Annotated in this window: 14 protein-coding genes and 1 tRNA gene; 7 read left to right on the top strand and 8 right to left on the bottom strand. The window is 64.1% G+C overall.

Annotated features, from left to right (window positions below):
* Positions 1-7: 7 nt before the first annotated feature.
* A complete protein-coding gene (locus ACZI8R_RS15625; protein ID WP_463380647.1) occupies positions 8-238 on the bottom strand; it encodes a mycoredoxin in 231 nt (76 codons plus the stop codon).
* Positions 239-370: 132 nt separating this feature from the next.
* Between ACZI8R_RS15625 and ACZI8R_RS15620 the strand changes: the two genes are divergently transcribed.
* The 3 genes from ACZI8R_RS15620 to ACZI8R_RS15610 all read left to right on the top strand — a co-directional run bounded on the left by ACZI8R_RS15620 (position 371) and on the right by ACZI8R_RS15610 (position 3,231).
* Positions 371-2,461: an ATP-dependent DNA helicase UvrD2 gene (locus ACZI8R_RS15620; RefSeq protein WP_463380555.1), complete on the top strand. Its 2,091-nt coding sequence runs from the start codon at positions 371-373 to the stop codon at positions 2,459-2,461.
* Positions 2,462-2,586: 125 nt separating this feature from the next.
* Positions 2,587-2,748 carry a hypothetical protein gene (locus ACZI8R_RS15615; protein ID WP_463380554.1) on the top strand — a complete coding sequence of 54 codons (162 nt, stop codon included), beginning with the start codon at positions 2,587-2,589 and terminating at the stop codon, positions 2,746-2,748.
* 189 nt (positions 2,749-2,937) lie between these two features.
* Positions 2,938-3,231, top strand: a complete 294-nt coding sequence (locus ACZI8R_RS15610; protein ID WP_463380646.1) for a WhiB family transcriptional regulator — start codon at positions 2,938-2,940, stop codon at positions 3,229-3,231.
* 8 nt (positions 3,232-3,239) lie between these two features.
* Here the strand turns inward: ACZI8R_RS15610 and ACZI8R_RS15605 are convergent, their stop codons facing one another.
* The 3 genes from ACZI8R_RS15605 to ACZI8R_RS15595 all read right to left on the bottom strand — a co-directional run bounded on the left by ACZI8R_RS15605 (position 3,240) and on the right by ACZI8R_RS15595 (position 6,982).
* Positions 3,240-4,574 carry an ABC1 kinase family protein gene (locus tag ACZI8R_RS15605; RefSeq protein ID WP_463380553.1) on the bottom strand — a complete coding sequence of 445 codons (1,335 nt, stop codon included), beginning with the start codon at positions 4,572-4,574 and terminating at the stop codon, positions 3,240-3,242.
* Positions 4,575-4,581: 7 nt separating this feature from the next.
* The gene (locus ACZI8R_RS15600; protein WP_463380552.1) at positions 4,582-5,460 is read right to left on the bottom strand and encodes a hypothetical protein; all 879 of its coding nucleotides are present in this window, start codon (positions 5,458-5,460) and stop codon (positions 4,582-4,584) included.
* A 106-nt stretch (positions 5,461-5,566) separates the two neighbouring features.
* On the bottom strand, positions 5,567-6,982 hold the full coding sequence (locus ACZI8R_RS15595) for a zinc-dependent metalloprotease (RefSeq protein ID WP_463380551.1): 1,416 nt from the start codon (positions 6,980-6,982) through the stop codon (positions 5,567-5,569).
* 114 nt (positions 6,983-7,096) lie between these two features.
* On the opposite strand from ACZI8R_RS15595, the gene ACZI8R_RS15590 reads away from it, so the two are divergent.
* Positions 7,097-8,119, top strand: a complete 1,023-nt coding sequence (locus ACZI8R_RS15590) for a YlbL family protein (protein ID WP_463380550.1) — start codon at positions 7,097-7,099, stop codon at positions 8,117-8,119.
* A gap of 14 nt (positions 8,120-8,133) precedes the next feature.
* On the opposite strand, the gene ACZI8R_RS15585 is transcribed toward ACZI8R_RS15590, so the two are convergent.
* The gene (locus tag ACZI8R_RS15585; RefSeq protein WP_463380549.1) at positions 8,134-8,757 is read right to left on the bottom strand and encodes a PPA1309 family protein; all 624 of its coding nucleotides are present in this window, start codon (positions 8,755-8,757) and stop codon (positions 8,134-8,136) included.
* 168 nt (positions 8,758-8,925) lie between these two features.
* Here ACZI8R_RS15585 and ACZI8R_RS15580 point away from each other — a divergent pair, with 168 nt between their 5' ends.
* Complete coding sequence (locus tag ACZI8R_RS15580) at positions 8,926-11,898, top strand: UPF0182 family protein (protein WP_463380548.1); 2,973 nt, start codon at positions 8,926-8,928, stop codon at positions 11,896-11,898.
* Positions 11,899-11,976: 78 nt separating this feature from the next.
* On the opposite strand, the gene ACZI8R_RS15575 is transcribed toward ACZI8R_RS15580, so the two are convergent.
* Both ACZI8R_RS15575 and ACZI8R_RS15570 read right to left on the bottom strand, forming a co-directional pair.
* Complete coding sequence (locus ACZI8R_RS15575; protein ID WP_463380547.1) at positions 11,977-12,495, bottom strand: transglycosylase family protein; 519 nt, start codon at positions 12,493-12,495, stop codon at positions 11,977-11,979.
* 361 nt (positions 12,496-12,856) lie between these two features.
* Positions 12,857-13,186 carry a transglycosylase family protein gene (locus tag ACZI8R_RS15570; protein WP_463380546.1) on the bottom strand — a complete coding sequence of 110 codons (330 nt, stop codon included), beginning with the start codon at positions 13,184-13,186 and terminating at the stop codon, positions 12,857-12,859.
* Between the two features lie 422 nt (positions 13,187-13,608).
* On the opposite strand from ACZI8R_RS15570, the gene ACZI8R_RS15565 reads away from it, so the two are divergent.
* Together ACZI8R_RS15565 and ACZI8R_RS15560 are read left to right on the top strand one after the other, a co-directional pair.
* Positions 13,609-13,685: transfer RNA gene (locus tag ACZI8R_RS15565), tRNA-Met, on the top strand.
* 258 nt (positions 13,686-13,943) lie between these two features.
* Entirely contained in the window at positions 13,944-14,864 is a 921-nt protein-coding gene (locus tag ACZI8R_RS15560; RefSeq protein WP_463380545.1) for a DUF3800 domain-containing protein, read from the top strand.
* Between the two features lie 135 nt (positions 14,865-14,999).
* Here the strand turns inward: ACZI8R_RS15560 and ACZI8R_RS15555 are convergent, their stop codons facing one another.
* The gene (locus tag ACZI8R_RS15555; protein ID WP_463380544.1) at positions 15,000-16,619 is read right to left on the bottom strand and encodes an acyl-CoA synthetase; all 1,620 of its coding nucleotides are present in this window, start codon (positions 16,617-16,619) and stop codon (positions 15,000-15,002) included.
* Positions 16,620-16,765: the final 146 nt, after the last annotated feature.

The raw sequence follows: 16,765 nt of genomic DNA, 5'->3' as shown, positions 1-16,765 counted from the left end.
GGCCTGCTCAGACCCCGAGCGCCTTCTTGACGTCGGCGAGGCTCGGATTGGTGGCGGTGCTGCCGTCGGCGAACTTCACGGTGGGAACCACGTGATTGCCGTTGTTGACACTGCCCACGAAATCGGCAGAAGCCGGGTCCCGTTCGATGTCGATTTCCGTGTAGCCGATGCCGGCCTCGTCGAGCTGGGTCTTCAGACGTCGGCAGTACCCACACCAGGTGGTGGAGTAGATCGTCATGGTCGCGGTATCCGAATTTGCAGTCACGGATGGTAGAACGCGCCACGGTGTCGTCCTGTTCCCGGTCGCCCCTTCCTGTTTTCCGGGTCGGTGCTGTCGGTCTTGTCGGGGCCTACTGCCATGATGGAGCTCATGTCAGGCCTCGACCCGGAACAGACTGCAGCCGTTCTCGCGCCGAGAGGGCCGGTATGTGTGCTGGCCGGAGCGGGTACCGGTAAGACACGCACCATCACTCGGCGCATCGCCCACCTCGTCGAGACCGGGCACGTGGCGGCCGGTCAGGTGTTGGCCGTCACGTTCACTGCCCGCGCGGCCGGTGAAATGCGCGGTCGACTGCGCAGTCTGGGAATCGGAGATGCGGGCCCACAGATACAGGCCCGCACGTTTCACGCTGCAGCCCTGCGCCAACTGCGGTACTTCTGGCCGCAGGTGGTCGGGGACACCCCGTGGCAGTTGTTGGACCGCAAGTTCGCGGTCGTGAGTGCTGCCGCCGGTCGGGTCGGACTGCCGACGGGAACCGACAGCGTCCGAGACCTCGCGAGTGAGATCGAATGGTCCAAGGCGTCGCTGATCGCTCCCGAGGACTATCCGCAGACCGTTGCCCGTCTGCACCGCGAAGCGCCGTTCGACGCAGAGAAGGTGGCCCGTGTCTATGCTGCCTACGAAGAACTGAAGGTGCGCAGCGCAGACGGGATGCTGCTCGATTTCGACGATCTGTTGCTGCACACCGCAGCGGCGCTCGAAGAGCATTCTGCCGTGGCGGAGGAGTTTCGGGATCGCTACCGATGCTTCGTGGTGGACGAGTATCAGGACGTCACTCCACTTCAGCAGCGGGTCCTCGATGCCTGGCTGGGGGAGCGGGACGACTTGACCGTCGTGGGTGATGCGAATCAGACCATCTACTCGTTCACGGGCGCCACACCCGGCTATCTGCTCGACTTTTCGAGGCGGTTTCCCGAGGCCACCGTCGTCCGGCTCGAGCGTGACTATCGATCGACACCGGAGGTCGTGTCGTTGGCCAACCGGGTGATCGGAGCGGCGCGGGGTCGCATCGCGGGCACCCGTCTCCAATTGGTGGGCCAACGGGATCCGGGCCCCGAACCGAGCTTCGCGGAATTCGACGACGAGGCGACGGAAGCGGCCGCAGTGGCGCGGGGAATTCAGCGGCTCATCGCCGCAGGTACTCCGGCCGCGGAGATCGCGATTCTCTACCGCATCAATGCTCAATCCGAGGCGCACGAGCAAGCGTTGACTCGTCTCGACATTCCGTATCAGATTCGGGGAGGTGAAGGCTTCTTCACCAGGCATGAGGTACGCCAGGCCGTTTCCGCACTTCGGCAGACGGCCGGCCGAGACGACATGCCCGCCGACGCCGATCTGCTCACCGTCGTCCGGGCGGTACTCGTGCCGTTGGGTCTGTCCGAAGCAGAACCCGCAGGTGCGCAGGCACGGGAGAGGTGGGCATCGCTCACCGCGCTGGTCGCGCTCACGGAGGAGCAGCTTGCCCAAGACCCGGAGACGACGCTCGACGGTCTGCTGCGAGAGTTGGCCGCCCGGGCGGAGGCCCGCCACCCACCCGTCGTGCAGGGCGTGACGTTGGCCTCCCTGCACGCCGCCAAGGGGCTCGAGTGGGACGCGGTCTTCCTGGTCGGTCTGGTGGACGGCACGCTGCCGATTCAGCATGTGCTCGGTGATTCGAGTTCCGCACCGGACGAGCGGGGCATCGAGGAGGAAAGACGCCTCCTCTATGTCGGTGTCACTCGTGCTCGCGAGCATCTCCAGCTGTCGTGGGCCCTCGCGCGTAACGAGGGCGGACGGAAGTCGCGGCGCCGATCCCGGTTCCTGCACGGCCTGATTCCGGACGATTCGCCGGCTTCCAGGATTGCGACTCCGCCTGCCACCACCAAGAAGCGACCGCGTTGCCGGGTCTGTGGCAAACAGCTGATCGGCACGACAGCCACCATGCTCGCCCGATGTGAAAGCTGTCCGTCCGACGTGGACGTGGAGCTTCTCGAGTCCTTGCGGGCGTGGCGTCTGGACACCTCACGTGCCATGAAAGTGCCTGCGTACGTGGTGTTCAGCGACAACACACTCACTGCGATCGCCGAGCAGCGGCCGAGCGACGACCGTGGACTGGTGGCGATTCCTGGTATCGGTGCGAAAAAGCTCGAACAGTACGGCGCCGACGTCCTCGCCGTCGTCCGCGGAGAAAATCCGAACTGAATCGAAAAAGCCCAGGTAGAAAATAGGTTGTGCGGACTGCGCACAGTGCCTAGTGTTGTTCTCATCGCCGCGGGGAAACTCGTGTGCAGTCACTGTCGGAATCGACCGGAAGGAGGTAGTTCGAAATGACCAAGTTCATCGCGCAGACGATGTCGATCGCTGCTGCCGCCCCTTCGGCCCTCGCCGCTGCAGATCGTGCAGCCGCCGGGGCGTGGCTGGTCGCCCGCCGACGTCCCGCTGCAGCAGACGAGTCCGTGGTCCGGAGACACCGAGGTTGCCCTCGGTAGAACTGTTCTCACCGTCACTTTTGGCCACGGACACCGCACATCGCGGACCGTGGCCATTGTTGTTTTCGAGGTCTTGATTCCTCGCTCTCGACTCCGGCCCTGGTTCGCACCATCGATCGAAACCAGACAGACGAACAGTCGAACGAAGCCGAGGAGGACGACGTGTCTACCGCGACATGCCGAGGGGCCATCGAAAACTCAACCGCTACAAGCGGAGTGGCGACGGTGGCGGTGGTACGGGATGATCTCCCGTGCCGCGGAAACGACCCCGACCTGTGGTTCGCAGAGTCACCCGCACAACTGGAGCAAGCCAAGGCACTGTGTGCGGGTTGCCCGATCCGATCCCGATGTCTCGACGCCGCACTCGACAGGGCAGAGCCCTGGGGTGTGTGGGGCGGAGAGATTCTGGATCAGGGCGCTGTGATCGCACGTAAGCGCCCGCGTGGCCGCCCACGCAAGACCGCCGCCCTGGCCTGCGCTTGAGCGCAGGCTCAGGGGGCGGTGCGGTCGGTGTCGGAATCTGCGAAGCCGGGCAGCCAACGGGTCAGGATGCCCATGTACGGCGCGTACGCGTCCAACTGCGCGCAGATTCCGACCGATCCGAGCAGGACCCGGAAGATCATCAGGTATTCGGCCGGCAGATTCAGAGCCCGTGCGGTTCTGAACTGCTGGCTGTTCATATCTGTTGCTACTCCGGCCGCGCGTTGCAGCCAGGCGCGCGTGAAGTGGAACGACTCCGTATGGATGGGGTCCGTGAAAGGACGCAGGTAGTCGGCGATCTCGCTGTCCGTTACGGTGCGCCCCTGGAGAACGAATCCGTGGTCGTGGAGTAGTTCGGTGAGTTCGTCGAACTCCTCTCGGACCGCCAGCCGCACCATGGTGCCCAGAACGAGTGGTAGGCCGTCCGGGAAGGGTGCGCATGCGCCGAAGTCGATGACGCCGAGACGTCCGTCGTCGAGCAACATGAAGTTGCCCGGATGGGGATCGCAGTGCAGCAACCCGACCCGGGCGGGTGAAGCGAAATGGAACTCCGCCAGCAGCGCGCCGGCGGTGTTTCTCTGCTCCGGCGTACCGGACGCGATGATCGACTTGAGGGGCGTGGCCGTCATCCACTCGCTGACCACCACCTTCGGTGCGCTCGCCACGATCCGAGGAATCGCGAATTGTGGATCGGACTCGAATACCTTGGCGAACTTGCGCTGGTTGTTCGCTTCGATCCGGTAGTCGAGTTCCTCCTCCGTGCGTGCGGTGAACTCGTCGATGACTGGCCGAACGTCCACGCCGGGCATGACGGAGGCGAACAATCCTGCGAAACGACCCAAAGTCTTGAGGTCTGCACGCAACGCCTCGTCGGCACCCGGGTACTGGACCTTCACGGCCACCGGGCGTCCGTCGGCCCAGACGGCGCGATGAACCTGACCGATGCTTGCCGATGCCGCGGGCTCGTCGTCGAAGGAGATGAACCGCTCGCGCCACTTCGTTCCGAGTTGCTGATCGAGCATCCTGTGCACGGCTTTGGCGGGCAGTGGTGGCGCTTCTGCCTGCAATTTGTTGAGCGATTCGCGGTAGGGCTCCGCGAATTCCTCGGGAATGGCGGCCTCCATGACGCTGAGTGCCTGCCCGAGCTTCATGGCTCCGCCCTTGAGCTCGCCGAGGACCGCGAACAGCTGTTCGGCAGCCTTCGCGTTCAGTTGGGCGTCGATCTCTTCTCGGTCGCCGCCCGCAAGTCGTCGACCGAAACCGACGGCGGCCCGGCCGGCCATCCCCAACGGAAGGCTTGCGAGCTTGGCAGTGCGGGCAGAACTCCTGCGTGGGATCTCGGACACCCCACCATCATGAACGAATATCGTCGATGACGCCCGTGCCGGGTGCGAGATATCGGCAACTACACCGCGTTTGACGTGGCCAGTGGCGGACCAGGACGCGGGGAACGCCCAGATCGATCTCGAGTGTCGCGCCCAGGCTGGCGGGTGGTTCCTCGGGATCTCGTGCAGCGATGGCCTCGATCTGAGCCGATGTGAGTGCGGCAGTAGCCAGGATCATGGCCGGACTCGCGTCGCCGACGCTGCCGACGAGTTGTGCGGCCAGATGTGGCCAGTGCTCGTCCTGGTCGGAGCGAGACAAGTCGGCGCAACGTAGGCAACTGGTTCGGCCGGGGACAACCAGTGGTCCGACGACGCCGCGGCCGTCCCGCAGCCGAACGTGAAGGTGTGGAATGCCGATTCGGACGAGGTCGCGCACGAGCCGCGGTTCGATCGCCAGATCGTCTGTGAGTACGACGCACGTATCAGCCCATTTGTGCGGATCGGCGTCCGAGTTGCCGCTCGCCGAACGGGTCACCCGAGCACCGCTTCGAGGGAGGGTCTCGGACACGGCGTCCGACAGCGGACCGCGCCCGTGCACGCGGATCGAGAGACGAGGGGCTGCGCCGTGAGTGCTCAACTGGCCGGCGCGTTCGAGTTCGGCCAGCAGGGCGTTCATGTCGTCGGGGCGGATGCCGTGCGCCAGCGCGGACCAGAGGATCGAGGGGCGGGTGGTCCGACCGTTGATCGTGCGCAGCACGCTGATCAGACCGTCGGTGGCCACCCCTTCGGGCGGTGACAGGACGACGGCGCGGTCGGGATCCCACCCGAGTTGGACGCGCCCGTCCGGACGCCGGAGCAGTTCGGTGTACCGCACCAACTGGGGACCGACCTGCGTCTGCGAACTCATCCGCACAGCATGTCAGTGGGCGTAGTACGTGACACCAACTATTCCGCGGTTGTCCACAGGGCTGTAGCCAGTCTGAGCTGCGCGTTCTCCCGCTACCGGTGATCGGTCAGGATTCGGAGCCCTCGTCGGGCTTCTCCTTCTTGTCCTGCTCGGCCTTCTCGGCTCGTTCGCGCGCCTCAGTCTCCTCGAGAAGCGCCATCGGATCGTCGAAGTTGCCCACTTCGCCGCCGCCGAGGACACGGTCGACGAACCCGGCGGGGTTGTCGAGGTCGGACGAGTCGGGGAGCAGGTCCGGGTGCGCCCAGACACCGTCGCGTTCGTCGACCCCGGCATCGGAGGTGAGCTTCGACCACAGTGCTGCCGCTTCACGTAGCTTCCGCGGACGTAGTTCGAGACCCACCAGCGTGGCGAAGGTCTGTTCGGCCGGTCCACCGACCGCGCGGCGACGGCGAATGGTCTCGCTGAGAGCGTTCACGCCAGGTAGCCGGTCCTGCAGCGCTTCGGCGACCACGACTTCCACCCAGCCCTCGACGAGGGCGAGCAGCGTCTCGAGTCGTTCGAGCGCTGCCTTCTGTTCCGGCGTCGTCTGTGGCTCGAACGCGCCTTGCTGCAAAATGCTCTCGAGCTGCGCGGGATCGCTCAACGACGCGGGGTCGAACCCCTGCGCAAGATCCTCGATCGCGGAGAAATCCATGGTGATCCCGCGCGCGTATTCCTCGACCGTGGAGAGGAGGCGCTGACGCAACCACGGCACGTGGTTGTAGAGACGCTGGTGTGCGGCCTCCCGTGCCGCGAGGAATACCAAGATTTCGCGATCTGCCTGTTCGAGGCCCTTGCTGAACTGCTCGACGGCGGCCGGAAGGAGGGCGCCCGTACCGGTGGGACCGAGTGGCAGTCCGACCTCGGTGGAGGTGAGCACTTCCTTGGAAAGCTGTCCGAGGGCCTGGCCGAGCTGGGAGCCGAAAGCCAGTCCGCCCATCTGGTTCATCATGCCCATCATCGGACCGGCCATCTCGCGGGCTTCCTCGGGCAACCCCTGAACCCACATCCCGGACACCTTCTCGGCCACCGGATCGCACAGGCGCTTCCAGGTGTCCATGGTGTTGTCGAGCCAGTCGTTCGGTGTCCACGCCACGTTGCGGGTCGCGCCGGCGGGCAGGGTGGTTGCTGCGTCGAGCCACAGCTCGGCGAGGTGCGACGCGTCCGCGATCGCCTCGGAGTTGCCCTTGGTGATCGGCGCCACCTCACCCATGCTCTGACGGGCGATCTTCTTGGCGACGTCGTAATTGACCGGGCCTTCCTGCGTGCCCGAGCCCATCGAGCTGCCCATGCCACTGAGCATCTCGCCGAATTGAGACAGCATCTTCCCGAGAGACGCGGGGTCGAACCCGCCCTGGCCGAAGCCTTCCGCCCCGAGATCGCCGAATGGCGAGGTGCCGCCTGCACCGCTGTTCTTGTCGCGATCTTCGTTCTTGTCGCGATCGTCGTCGGAGTTCGAGAAGCCGAACGGGGGATTGCTCATGCCTTCAACGGTACAAGGCATAGCCACCGCGATGTCTCGTCTGCGTCACGCTGACGGCGAACATGCGCGCGGCCCGAACACACGTGGCTCGAGGCGCGCTCTACGCTGGTCCAGGTGAATCGACGGATCGTGACGCTCGTTGCCGCCCTGGCGCCGATCGTGGTGCTCGGCATCGTGGGCACCGTGATCAAGGTGCCGTTCGTGGCACTCGGACCGGGCCCCACCTTCAACACCCTCGGGGTGGTGAACGGTGAAGACGTGGTGAAGATCGAAGGAACGGAAGTCGATCCGACCACGGGCAACCTCAATATGACGACGGTCTCGGTGCGGGACAACCTCAACGTCTTCGAGGCCTTCGGTCTCTGGGCGAGTGGCGAGCAGGGGCTGGTACCTCGGGCGGAGGTGTATCCACCCGACAAGTCGACCGACGAGGTGAAGGAAGAGAACGCAGCCGACTTCCAGATGTCGGAGAACAGCGCCGAACTGGCAGCCCTCCACTTCCTGGACAAGCCGGTCGAACTGAAGGTGGCGACGGTCGGACCGGAAGGTCCGTCCAAGGATGTCTTGCGCGACGGTGATCGGCTGGTCAGCGTGGCCGGACAACCGGTGACGACCACGGGCGACGTACAGAAGATCGTCGCGGACCTCGGACCCGGTGCGGCAGCCGACATCGTGGTTGTTCGGGACGGGGCGGAGACACCCGTGACCGTGACTCTCGCACCCCGACCCGACGATCCGACCAAGGGATATCTGGGCGTCACTCCGGAGGAGACTCCGAACGTTCCGTTCACCGTCGATTTCAACCTGGCCGACATCGGTGGCCCCTCGGCCGGCCTGATGTTCGCACTCGCCCTGATCGACAAGCTGTCACCGGGTGAGCTGAACGACGGCAAGTTCGTGGCCGGCACCGGCACGATCGATTCCGGCGGTGAGGTGGGTCCGATCGGCGGGATCCGCTACAAGCTCATCGCCGCGCGCGACGCCGGTGCGGAGACGTTCCTGGTCCCGGCGAAGAACTGCGACGAAGCGAGCCAGGGTGCCCCTGACGGTCTACGGCTGGTCAAGGTCGACGACGTCGACGGCGCCGTGAACGCGCTCGGGGCGATCGCTCGCGGCGAGGACGCGCCGCACTGCTGACGAGCAATGCCGGATCAGTCGTCCTCGGTGGCGTCGAACGTTGCGTAGAGGGCAGACACGAGGTTCGGCGCCAGGTCCTCGTAGGTGAGTAGTTCGAGATCCGCGTACGGGTCGTCGTCTTCTTCGGGCTGCAGCTGAAGAAGGCACAACGAGGGGCCGTCTCGCAGCACCGCAGCGATAAGCCGACCGTTTCGGCGTTCCGGATGCGAGCGGGCTGCATTTCGGGCTGCCTCGTCTGCCGCGTCGCGGTCTGCGAGCAGCGGCACGAGCGCCTCGTCGAGATCTGCTTCTGCGTCGGGCGGTAGGACCACGATCTCCTGCGTGAGTACGCACCCGGCAACCGATTCGGGCCACGAGGTGGTCGCGAGGAACTCGTCGAGTGCCGGTGAACCGCCGCCGATGTCGTCCGGCAACGACTCCTGCTCGATCGGAGTCAGTTCGGAGCCGTCCTCCAGTTGGTCGAGGAGGCTGGGCTCGGCCGCCGCCAGCGCCGCAGTGGGTACCAGGGCGAACATCTGGGGCGGTTGATCCCAGCCGCGGGCGTCGACGAACTCGACGACCTCACGAACGCAGCGGGCAAGGGTGTCGGTCGGATTGTCGAAATTCTCGGTGCTGTCGAAATTCTCGGGGCTCACCATGCCATCCTCCCACCGCTACCGATCCGCGCAGAACAGACATCGCTGAAGCGCGGCCGAATCGCATAAGTAGAGTAGGACGAAACGGTCACCACAGTAGGTGGTGGACCGATGTACGGTTGCAGTTGAACGCGTCGCCGCGGGCGTCGCCGAACTCTTGGAGCGTGAGACGTGGGCATGCGGCCCCCCGCCGGTTTACCGTCGTTGTCCAAGCGGAGTCGCGTGCTGCTGATTCTTGCACTCGTCGCCGCCGCCTTGCTGTTGGTGGGGCCGAGGCTCATCGGCACCTATACCGACTGGCTGTGGTTCGGCGAGGTCGGATTCCGCAGTGTGTTCACCACGGTCATCGTGACCAGGCTGATCCTGTTCGTGGTGGTCGGCATCGTCGTCGCCGCAATCGTTTGGCTGGCACTGTTTCTCGCGTACCGGTCTCGTCCGGTGTTCGTGCCCGTCGCGGGCCCCAACGATCCGGTGGCGCGGTATCGCACCACGGTGATGAGCCGGCTACGCCTGTTCGGCGTCGCCGTCCCCGCCGTGATCGGCGCCTTCTCCGGCCTCATCGCGCAGTCGAACTGGGTGACGGTTCAGCTCTTCCTCAACGGTGGTGACTTCGGCAGCGTCGACCCCGAATTCGGGTTGGACGTCGGCTTCTACACTTTCGATCTGCCGTTCTACCGGTTCGTCTTGAACTGGTTGTTCGTCGCGGTCGTCCTGGCGTTCTTCGCCTCACTCGTCACCCATTACATTTTCGGCGGGCTCAAGCTGGTCGGCCGCGGGGGAGCGCTCACGAACGCTGCCCGTATCCAATTGGCGATTCTCGCCGGCACCTTCATCCTTCTCAAGGCGGTCGCGTACTGGTTCGATCGCTACTCGCTGCTGTCGAGCAGTCGCAAGGAGCCCACGTTCACCGGTGGTAGCTACACGGACATGAACGCGGTCATGCAGGCAAAGCTCATTCTGCTGGCCATCGCTGTCATCTGCGCGATCGCCTTCTTCGCGGCAATCTTCATGCGCGATCTGCGGATTCCGGCAATGGCGACCGCACTGCTCGTGCTTTCGTCCATCCTCGTCGGCGCTGCCTGGCCCATGGTCGTCGAGCAGTTCTCGGTTCGCCCGAACGCGGCGGACATGGAAGCCCCGTACATCGAGCGGAACATCGCTGCCACGCGGCAGGCGTACGGAATCACCGACGACAAGATCGAGTACAAGGACTACCAGGGGTACAGCACGACGTCTCCTCGTGACGTTCCTGCGGACGCGACCACCATCGAGAACACTCGACTCCTCGATCCGAACATTCTGTCGCGCACGTTCACCCAGCAGCAGCAGCTCAAGAACTTCTACGGCTTCCCGCCCTCGCTCGACATCGATCGGTACACGATCGACGGCGAGATGCGCGACTACATCGTCGCGGCCCGCGAGTTGTCGCCGAAGAGCCTGCAGGGCAACCAGACGGACTGGATCAACAGGCACACCGTCTACACCCACGGCAACGGGCTGGTCTCCGCGCCCGCGAACCGAGTCAACGCCGCTGCCGGCGAGTCCGTCGAAGACGCTGCCAACAGCAACAGCGGTTACCCGGTGTATCAGGTCAGCGACATCGCGTCGCAGGCCGCGGGAGATCAGAAGATTCCCGTCGATCAGCCGCGCATCTACTACGGCGAGGTCATCGCGGACACCAACGACGATTACTCGATCGTCGGAAACACCGAGGGTGGCGCACCCCGCGAATACGACACGGACGAGGCGACGTACACGTACACCGGTTCGGGTGGCGTTCCGATCGGCAACTGGTTCAACAGGTTGGCGTTCGCCGCCAAGTACGCGGAACGGAACATCCTCTTCTCCAGTGCTATCGGCAGCGACTCGAAGATCATCTACGACCGCGACCCGCGAGACCGCGTCTCGAAGGTGGCGCCGTGGCTGACGGCGGACGGGGATTCGTATCCGGCAGTGGTCGACGGCAAGATCGTCTGGATCGTGGACGCCTACACGACATTGCAGGACTACCCGTACGCCCAGCGCAGTTCGCTCGACGGACTGGTGGAAGACAGCATCGACGAGAACACCGGCCGACCGCTGCCGCGCAAGGAGGTCTCGTACATCCGCAACTCGGTGAAGGCGACGGTCGATGCCTACGACGGCACGGTCAAGCTGTTCCAGGTCGACGATCAGGATCCGGTTCTCGACGCCTGGATGGGTGTCTTCCCGGATGCTGTGGAGCCGAAGAGCGAGATTCCGCCGGAACTGAGCGATCACTTCAGGTATCCCGAGGATCTGTTCAAGGTTCAGCGCGAGATGCTCGCGAAGTACCACGTGGACAACCCGAAGGAGTTCTTCACCAACAACGCCTTCTGGTCCGTACCGAGTGATCCGACCATCGATACGACGGCGAGCCAGCCGCCGTACTACGTGCTGGTCGGAGACCCGGAGACGGGTAGACCCTCGTTCAACCTGACGAGTGCGATGGTCGGCTACAGTCGCGAGTTCCTCTCGGCATACCTGTCGGTGAAATCGGACCCGGAGGAGTACGGAAAGTTCACCGTGCTCCAACTCCCGACGGATACGCAGACCCAGGGTCCGCAGCAGACCCAGAACTCGATGATCTCCGATCCGCGAGTGGCGTCCGAGCGAACCTTGCTCGAGAGATCGAACAAGATTCAGTACGGCAATCTGCTCACCTTGCCGATCGCAGACGGCGGCATCCTGTATGTCGAGCCCATGTATACGGAGCGAAGTTCGACGGGACCCAACTCGTCGACCTTCCCGCAGCTCTCCCGAGTTCTCGTGAGCTATCGCGAAGCGCCACCGAGCAACAGTGTCCGGGTCGGATATGCGCCGACGCTTGCACAGGCCCTCGATCAGGTGTTCGGCGCGGGAACGGGCAACGTGGCAACCGCTCCGAGCACGGAGGGTGAAACGGAGCAGCAGGGAGAACCGGCACCCACCGAGGGCGGCGCGACACCACCGACCCCGGCACCCACTGCGCCGCCGGCCGGGGACGTGGCTGCCGCGGTCACCGAGTTGGACAGCTCGCTCGCAGCGTTGCAATCTGCGCAGCAGAGTGGCGACTTCGGCGCCTACGGTGAGGCGCTCGATCGAGTACAGCGGGCAGTCGCTGCGTATCAGGATCTTCCCAAGTAGGGGAGTCGCAGCCAGACAGAGATCGCCCCGGTCGTCCATGAGGACGACCGGGGCGATTCTTGTACGAACCCGAAGGGATCAGCCGATGGCCGAAGCGACCTGCGGGTTGGTGAGCACCTGCTGGTACTGCGCGGCGAAGCCGTTCTGGTCGGCGAACTGCTGCGCAGCAGTCAGTGCCTGATCCACGTACGGCTGGGCCTCGGCCGGAAGCTGCTCTGCCGGTGCCGGGGTTGCCGGCGCCTCGGGCACCTCGGCCTCGGTGGTCGTGAGGTACTGGCCACAGACCGGCCACGCGCCGGGGCCCTGGGTGTTCAGGACATTCTCGGCAACCCGGACCTGCTCGGCCTTGCTGGCGGCGTGTGCAGAGCCGGATCCGCCGTTGGCCTCCCAGGTGCTCTGCGAGAACTGCAGGCCGCCGTAGTAGCCGTTTCCGGTGTTGGTGTTCCAGTTGCCGCCGCTCTCGCACTGTGCGACGCCGTCCCAGTCATGGGTGGCAGCGTTTGCGGTTCCGGTGCTGAGCGCGAACGGCACTGCAGCGACCGCGCCGGTGAGCGCGAGTGCGCCGAAGGCGCGCTTGGTGATGTTACGAGTGGTCATGTGTGGTTTCCTCTCCACGCCAGCTGACGTGGCCGGCCTCTCGGGCGCTGGTTTCACGTCCTGCCCCTTGGATGGTTCTGGGATTCCGATCCGCGGGGCAGAGTGCAGTAGCGGCGGGTCGGCTGTGCCCGGTCGTATCGGGCCGGGGACGACCGTAACCAAATATCACGAAATGGTCACGGTTGAAGATTGTGGTGCGCGCGTCTCGAAATGGAGGCGCCGGTGTGTGGTCTTTCCAGCTCATGCCGGAAACGAGACCGCTCCACAACCTCCGCGCATGTCGGTGTCGTATGACGATCGTCACGGGAAGATTGTGGAGCGGGCCACGCGATCGAAGGCGTAGCTACGCCGGTTCGATTGCTCAGAGGTTCGAGCCGCAGACCGGCCATGCGCCGGGGCCCTGCGTTGCGAGGACGCTCTCGGCAACCGCGATCTGCTGTTCACGGCTCGCGTCGGCGGCCGAGCCGCTTCCGCCGTTGGCCTCCCAGGTGCTCTGCGAGAACTGCAGGCCGCCGTAGTAGCCGTTTCCGGTGTTGGTGCTCCAGTCGCCACCGCTCTCGCACTGTGCGACGGCATCCCAGTTGCCGGATGCTGCGTTTGCAGTTCCGGCGCTCACTCCGAGCGGCACTGCGACGACTGCGCCGGCCAGTGCGAGAGTGCTGAGGGTTCGCTTCGTGATGTTGCGGGTCATGCGGTTAGATCCTTACGTCGGGGGTAAATCCGCCCGTTTGGAACCGGGCCGTCAACGACCGTACGGATGTATTACGGCTAGGTCACGGCGACGCAATTTCTGGACGGGTGACCATCAGGTGGGATTTCGACCCCCTGTTTTCCCAGGTCGGAACGCACAAAAAACCCTCTGTATGTGGTTCTGTTACCGCAAAGTGATGTGGCGCGTCTCACCGTTACGGGCCCTTTTCTGGAATGATTCGCGGTCCAATTTGTCCGAATGTGGGTCGCGTAGGTGCCGTCTGATGTTGTTGCGAGGCTGCGAAAGTGGGGTTCGCGCGCGACTGGGATTCGATAGCCCTTCGGTCGCTGACTCGAAGAGTCCGTCATGCGGGGGTGCGATTTGCGAACCGTTCGCGCGTTCGTGTAGCTTTGTTCATGCAACGCGGGGTGGAGCAGCTCGGTAGCTCGCTGGGCTCATAACCCAGAGGTCGCAGGTTCAAATCCTGTCCCCGCTACCACTGAAAATCGGCCGGTACCTTCGGGTGTCGGCCGATTTTCGTTCGTCACGCCAAATTCAGGCGGCTGATGTACTGCGTGGCGTCGTCGATTCAGTGAGGTGTGTGCCCTTTGGGTTGCCGCACCGCAACTGATCGCCTATTGTCGACCGCAGTAGCTAGAGATGAAATAGTTCTCCGAGCGCTAATTCGAGAACCCCGTGCCCTCCCAGGTGCGGGGTTCTACGCTTTTCGGGCTGAGTAGCTGCGATACTGCTCTTCATGCTGCTTGCCTACATCGACGAGATCGGTGAGACAGGCGCATTTGTCTCTCACGATGATCCGAAATACCGAACGAGCCCAGCGTTCGGGTATGCAGGCTTTGTGATCCCCGCGGTCAGGGCCCGCCACTTCGGTGCAGCGTTCACCGCGAATAAGCGGACGTTGTTCTCAACTGACATCGGTGACGATGATCCGTCCTGTTTTGAACGAAAGGGCGCAGATCTGTTCCGGCCAGCGACCCTGGAACGGTTCCCTCAGCAGGTGCGAGTGTTCAACAGTCTCGTTTCACAGGTCAGAAACCTCGGTGGCGCACTCTTCTACTACGCCGACGAGAAGCCCCTCGGCACGCCGAAACAGACAAAACTCGACACCGAGGCGAGAGAGACCGCGGCCATGCGCGAGTCACTCAACCGCCTCGCACGGCACGCTCAGCGGCAGAATGACACAAATATCCTTGTGATGATCGACCAGATTAACGAGAAGACTCGGATCGAGCGCCTGCAGCAGATGTACGGCCACATCCTCGGTCGAGCCTCCGACTTTCAAGAGATGCGCTTGATCGTCGAACCGCCGATGCACGTCGACAGCAAGCTCAGCGCGAATATTCAGTTCGCAGATTGGGTTGCCGCGTGTGTAACAAGGGCGATCGACTATCAGCTGGTCGAGTCGTCGCGGTATCGGTGGATCACCGATGTCAACGCACTTGGGGCACTTAGAGGTGGATTCACACACGAATCCAAGCTGCACTTTTGGCATCGCTCGCTCGATGACCTCCACCATTCGCAGGTGTTCAATCGCGCAAGGCCAATCCATCCTCGTGCCCAAGGCCACCTCCTTGGGGCTGACCACGTTGTGAGCCTTCGCAGAATCAAAGCTGCTGCTGAGCGGGCCAGTGCGCGGACACGAGATCAACGCGCCTGATTGAATGCGTGCCGTCGTCGATCGGATTGTCGGGCGCATGTAGCCCTCTCCGATTCTGTGGAACCCAGCCTTCTCGAGTGCGCGCCAGGATGCGCGATTGGTGCGACCGCCGGCACGATCACCGCGCGGACTCCGTCACAAGTCAAAGTCGTGGAGCGCCTTCCTCAGTAGCTTCCCTGTCGCGTTTCTCGGCAGCTCGTCGATGAACGTGACTTCGCGCGGCACCTTGTACCGTGCGAGGTTCTCCTTGACGTAGGCCTTGAGGTCCTCGGCGTCGTGATCGAATCCGGGCGCGGATACGACGAACGCGTGCAGGCGGTGACCGAAATCAGCGTCGTCGACGCCGATAACTGCAGCCTCGATCACGTCCTCACGGTCGGCGAGGAGGTTCTCCACCTCCAGGGGATAGACGTTCTCCCCGCCGGAGACGATCATGTCGTCGTCCCGGCCGTCCACGAACAGCAGGCCGTTCTCGTCGAAGTGGCCGACGTCGCCGGTGGCCAGCAGTCCGTCGATACGTTCCTTGTCGCGGCCATCCGTATAACCGGCGAAACTGAGGCCGCTGGCAACGAAGATTCTTCCGACGGTTCCGGGGTCGCTGATGCGGTTTCCGTCGTCGTCGTACAACCGAACATGGCAGGTGACCGGTGCACGGCCTGCGGTGCCGGGTGCGAGTGCCAGGTCGGCCGGTGTCGCCACGGTCGCGACGGCGACTTCGGTCGAGCCGTACAGATTGTGCAGCACCTCGCCGAACGTGTCCGCCGTACGCTTCGACAGGTCGGGTGAGATTGCCGAACCGGCCGCGAATATGATCGTCAGGCTGGACGTGTCGTAACGTGACAGTACTTCCGGGCCGAGGTCGACGATGCGTTGGAGCATCGTGGGAACGACCACCAGAACATCGCACCGGTGTTCGGCTACCAGTCGAATCGTGTTCTCCGGGTCGAACTTCCGGTGCATGACGACGGTGTGACCGAGTGCAAGTGCAAGTGCGAACTGGGACACTCCGGTCCCGTGGAATGCCGGTGCCGCCATCATCATCGTCTGGCTGCGGCGCAGAGGCACACGATCGAGGAACTGCGCGGAAGCCAGGGGAGAGGTGTGTCCGCGGGGAGCGCCCTTGGGAGTACCTGTCGTGCCGCTCGTCAGCAGCACGAATCCGCCTTCTGTCCGGGGCGCTGCGACCGGGCGGTGATCGTACTTCGCGATCAGTTGGTCGAGGCTGCGCTCGTCGGATTCGTTGTCGGACCACGACCGGTACACCACGACGTCGTCCGGTAGGGCGGCTGCGACGTCGGAGAACTCGTCGTCGTAGACGAATGCGCGCACCTTCTCGCGGGCCGCGACGTCGACCAGTTGTGGTCGGGCGAAACCCGTGTTCATCAGTACGAGCTTCGTACCGTTCTTGGCCGATGCCAGCATCGTGAGGACCAGTCCGCGGTGATTGCGGCACATGGCGCCGATGACCGTGCCCTCGCGGATACCGTCCGCTTGCCAGGCTCGAACGAGAGCGTTCGAGTGCTCTTCCAGTTCCCGATACGTGAGCGATCCGTGTTCGTCGACCAGGGCCACGGCATCCAGCCCGGAGACAGCGTGCGCATGAACGGGTCCCGCGAACGGGCCGTACTTGCGGACGGCCAGGATCGAGTTGATCCCGCGGTCGAGGCGGGGAAAGGGGACGAGGCCCGCTCGGCCCATCGTGATGGCGGCGCCGGCCGTGTCGGTGATCTTTGTGAGGAAGTGCTGACCTGGCATGAACGACGCTCCCGGGCTCGAGTGGTCTGAGTCACTGTCAGCCTAGAGGAACGAAGATCGGCCTGGGAGAGTGGTTTACATTCCGACCGAGCCCGAGATGCCCCCAAGGAAATCGGTCACCGCAATGATGGCCACGGCGACGACGA

The sequence above is a fragment of the Rhodococcus huquni genome, from assembly GCF_055231055.1.
The sequence above is the reverse complement of the archived record's forward strand: the minus strand, read 5'-3'. Positions and strand labels throughout refer to the sequence as shown.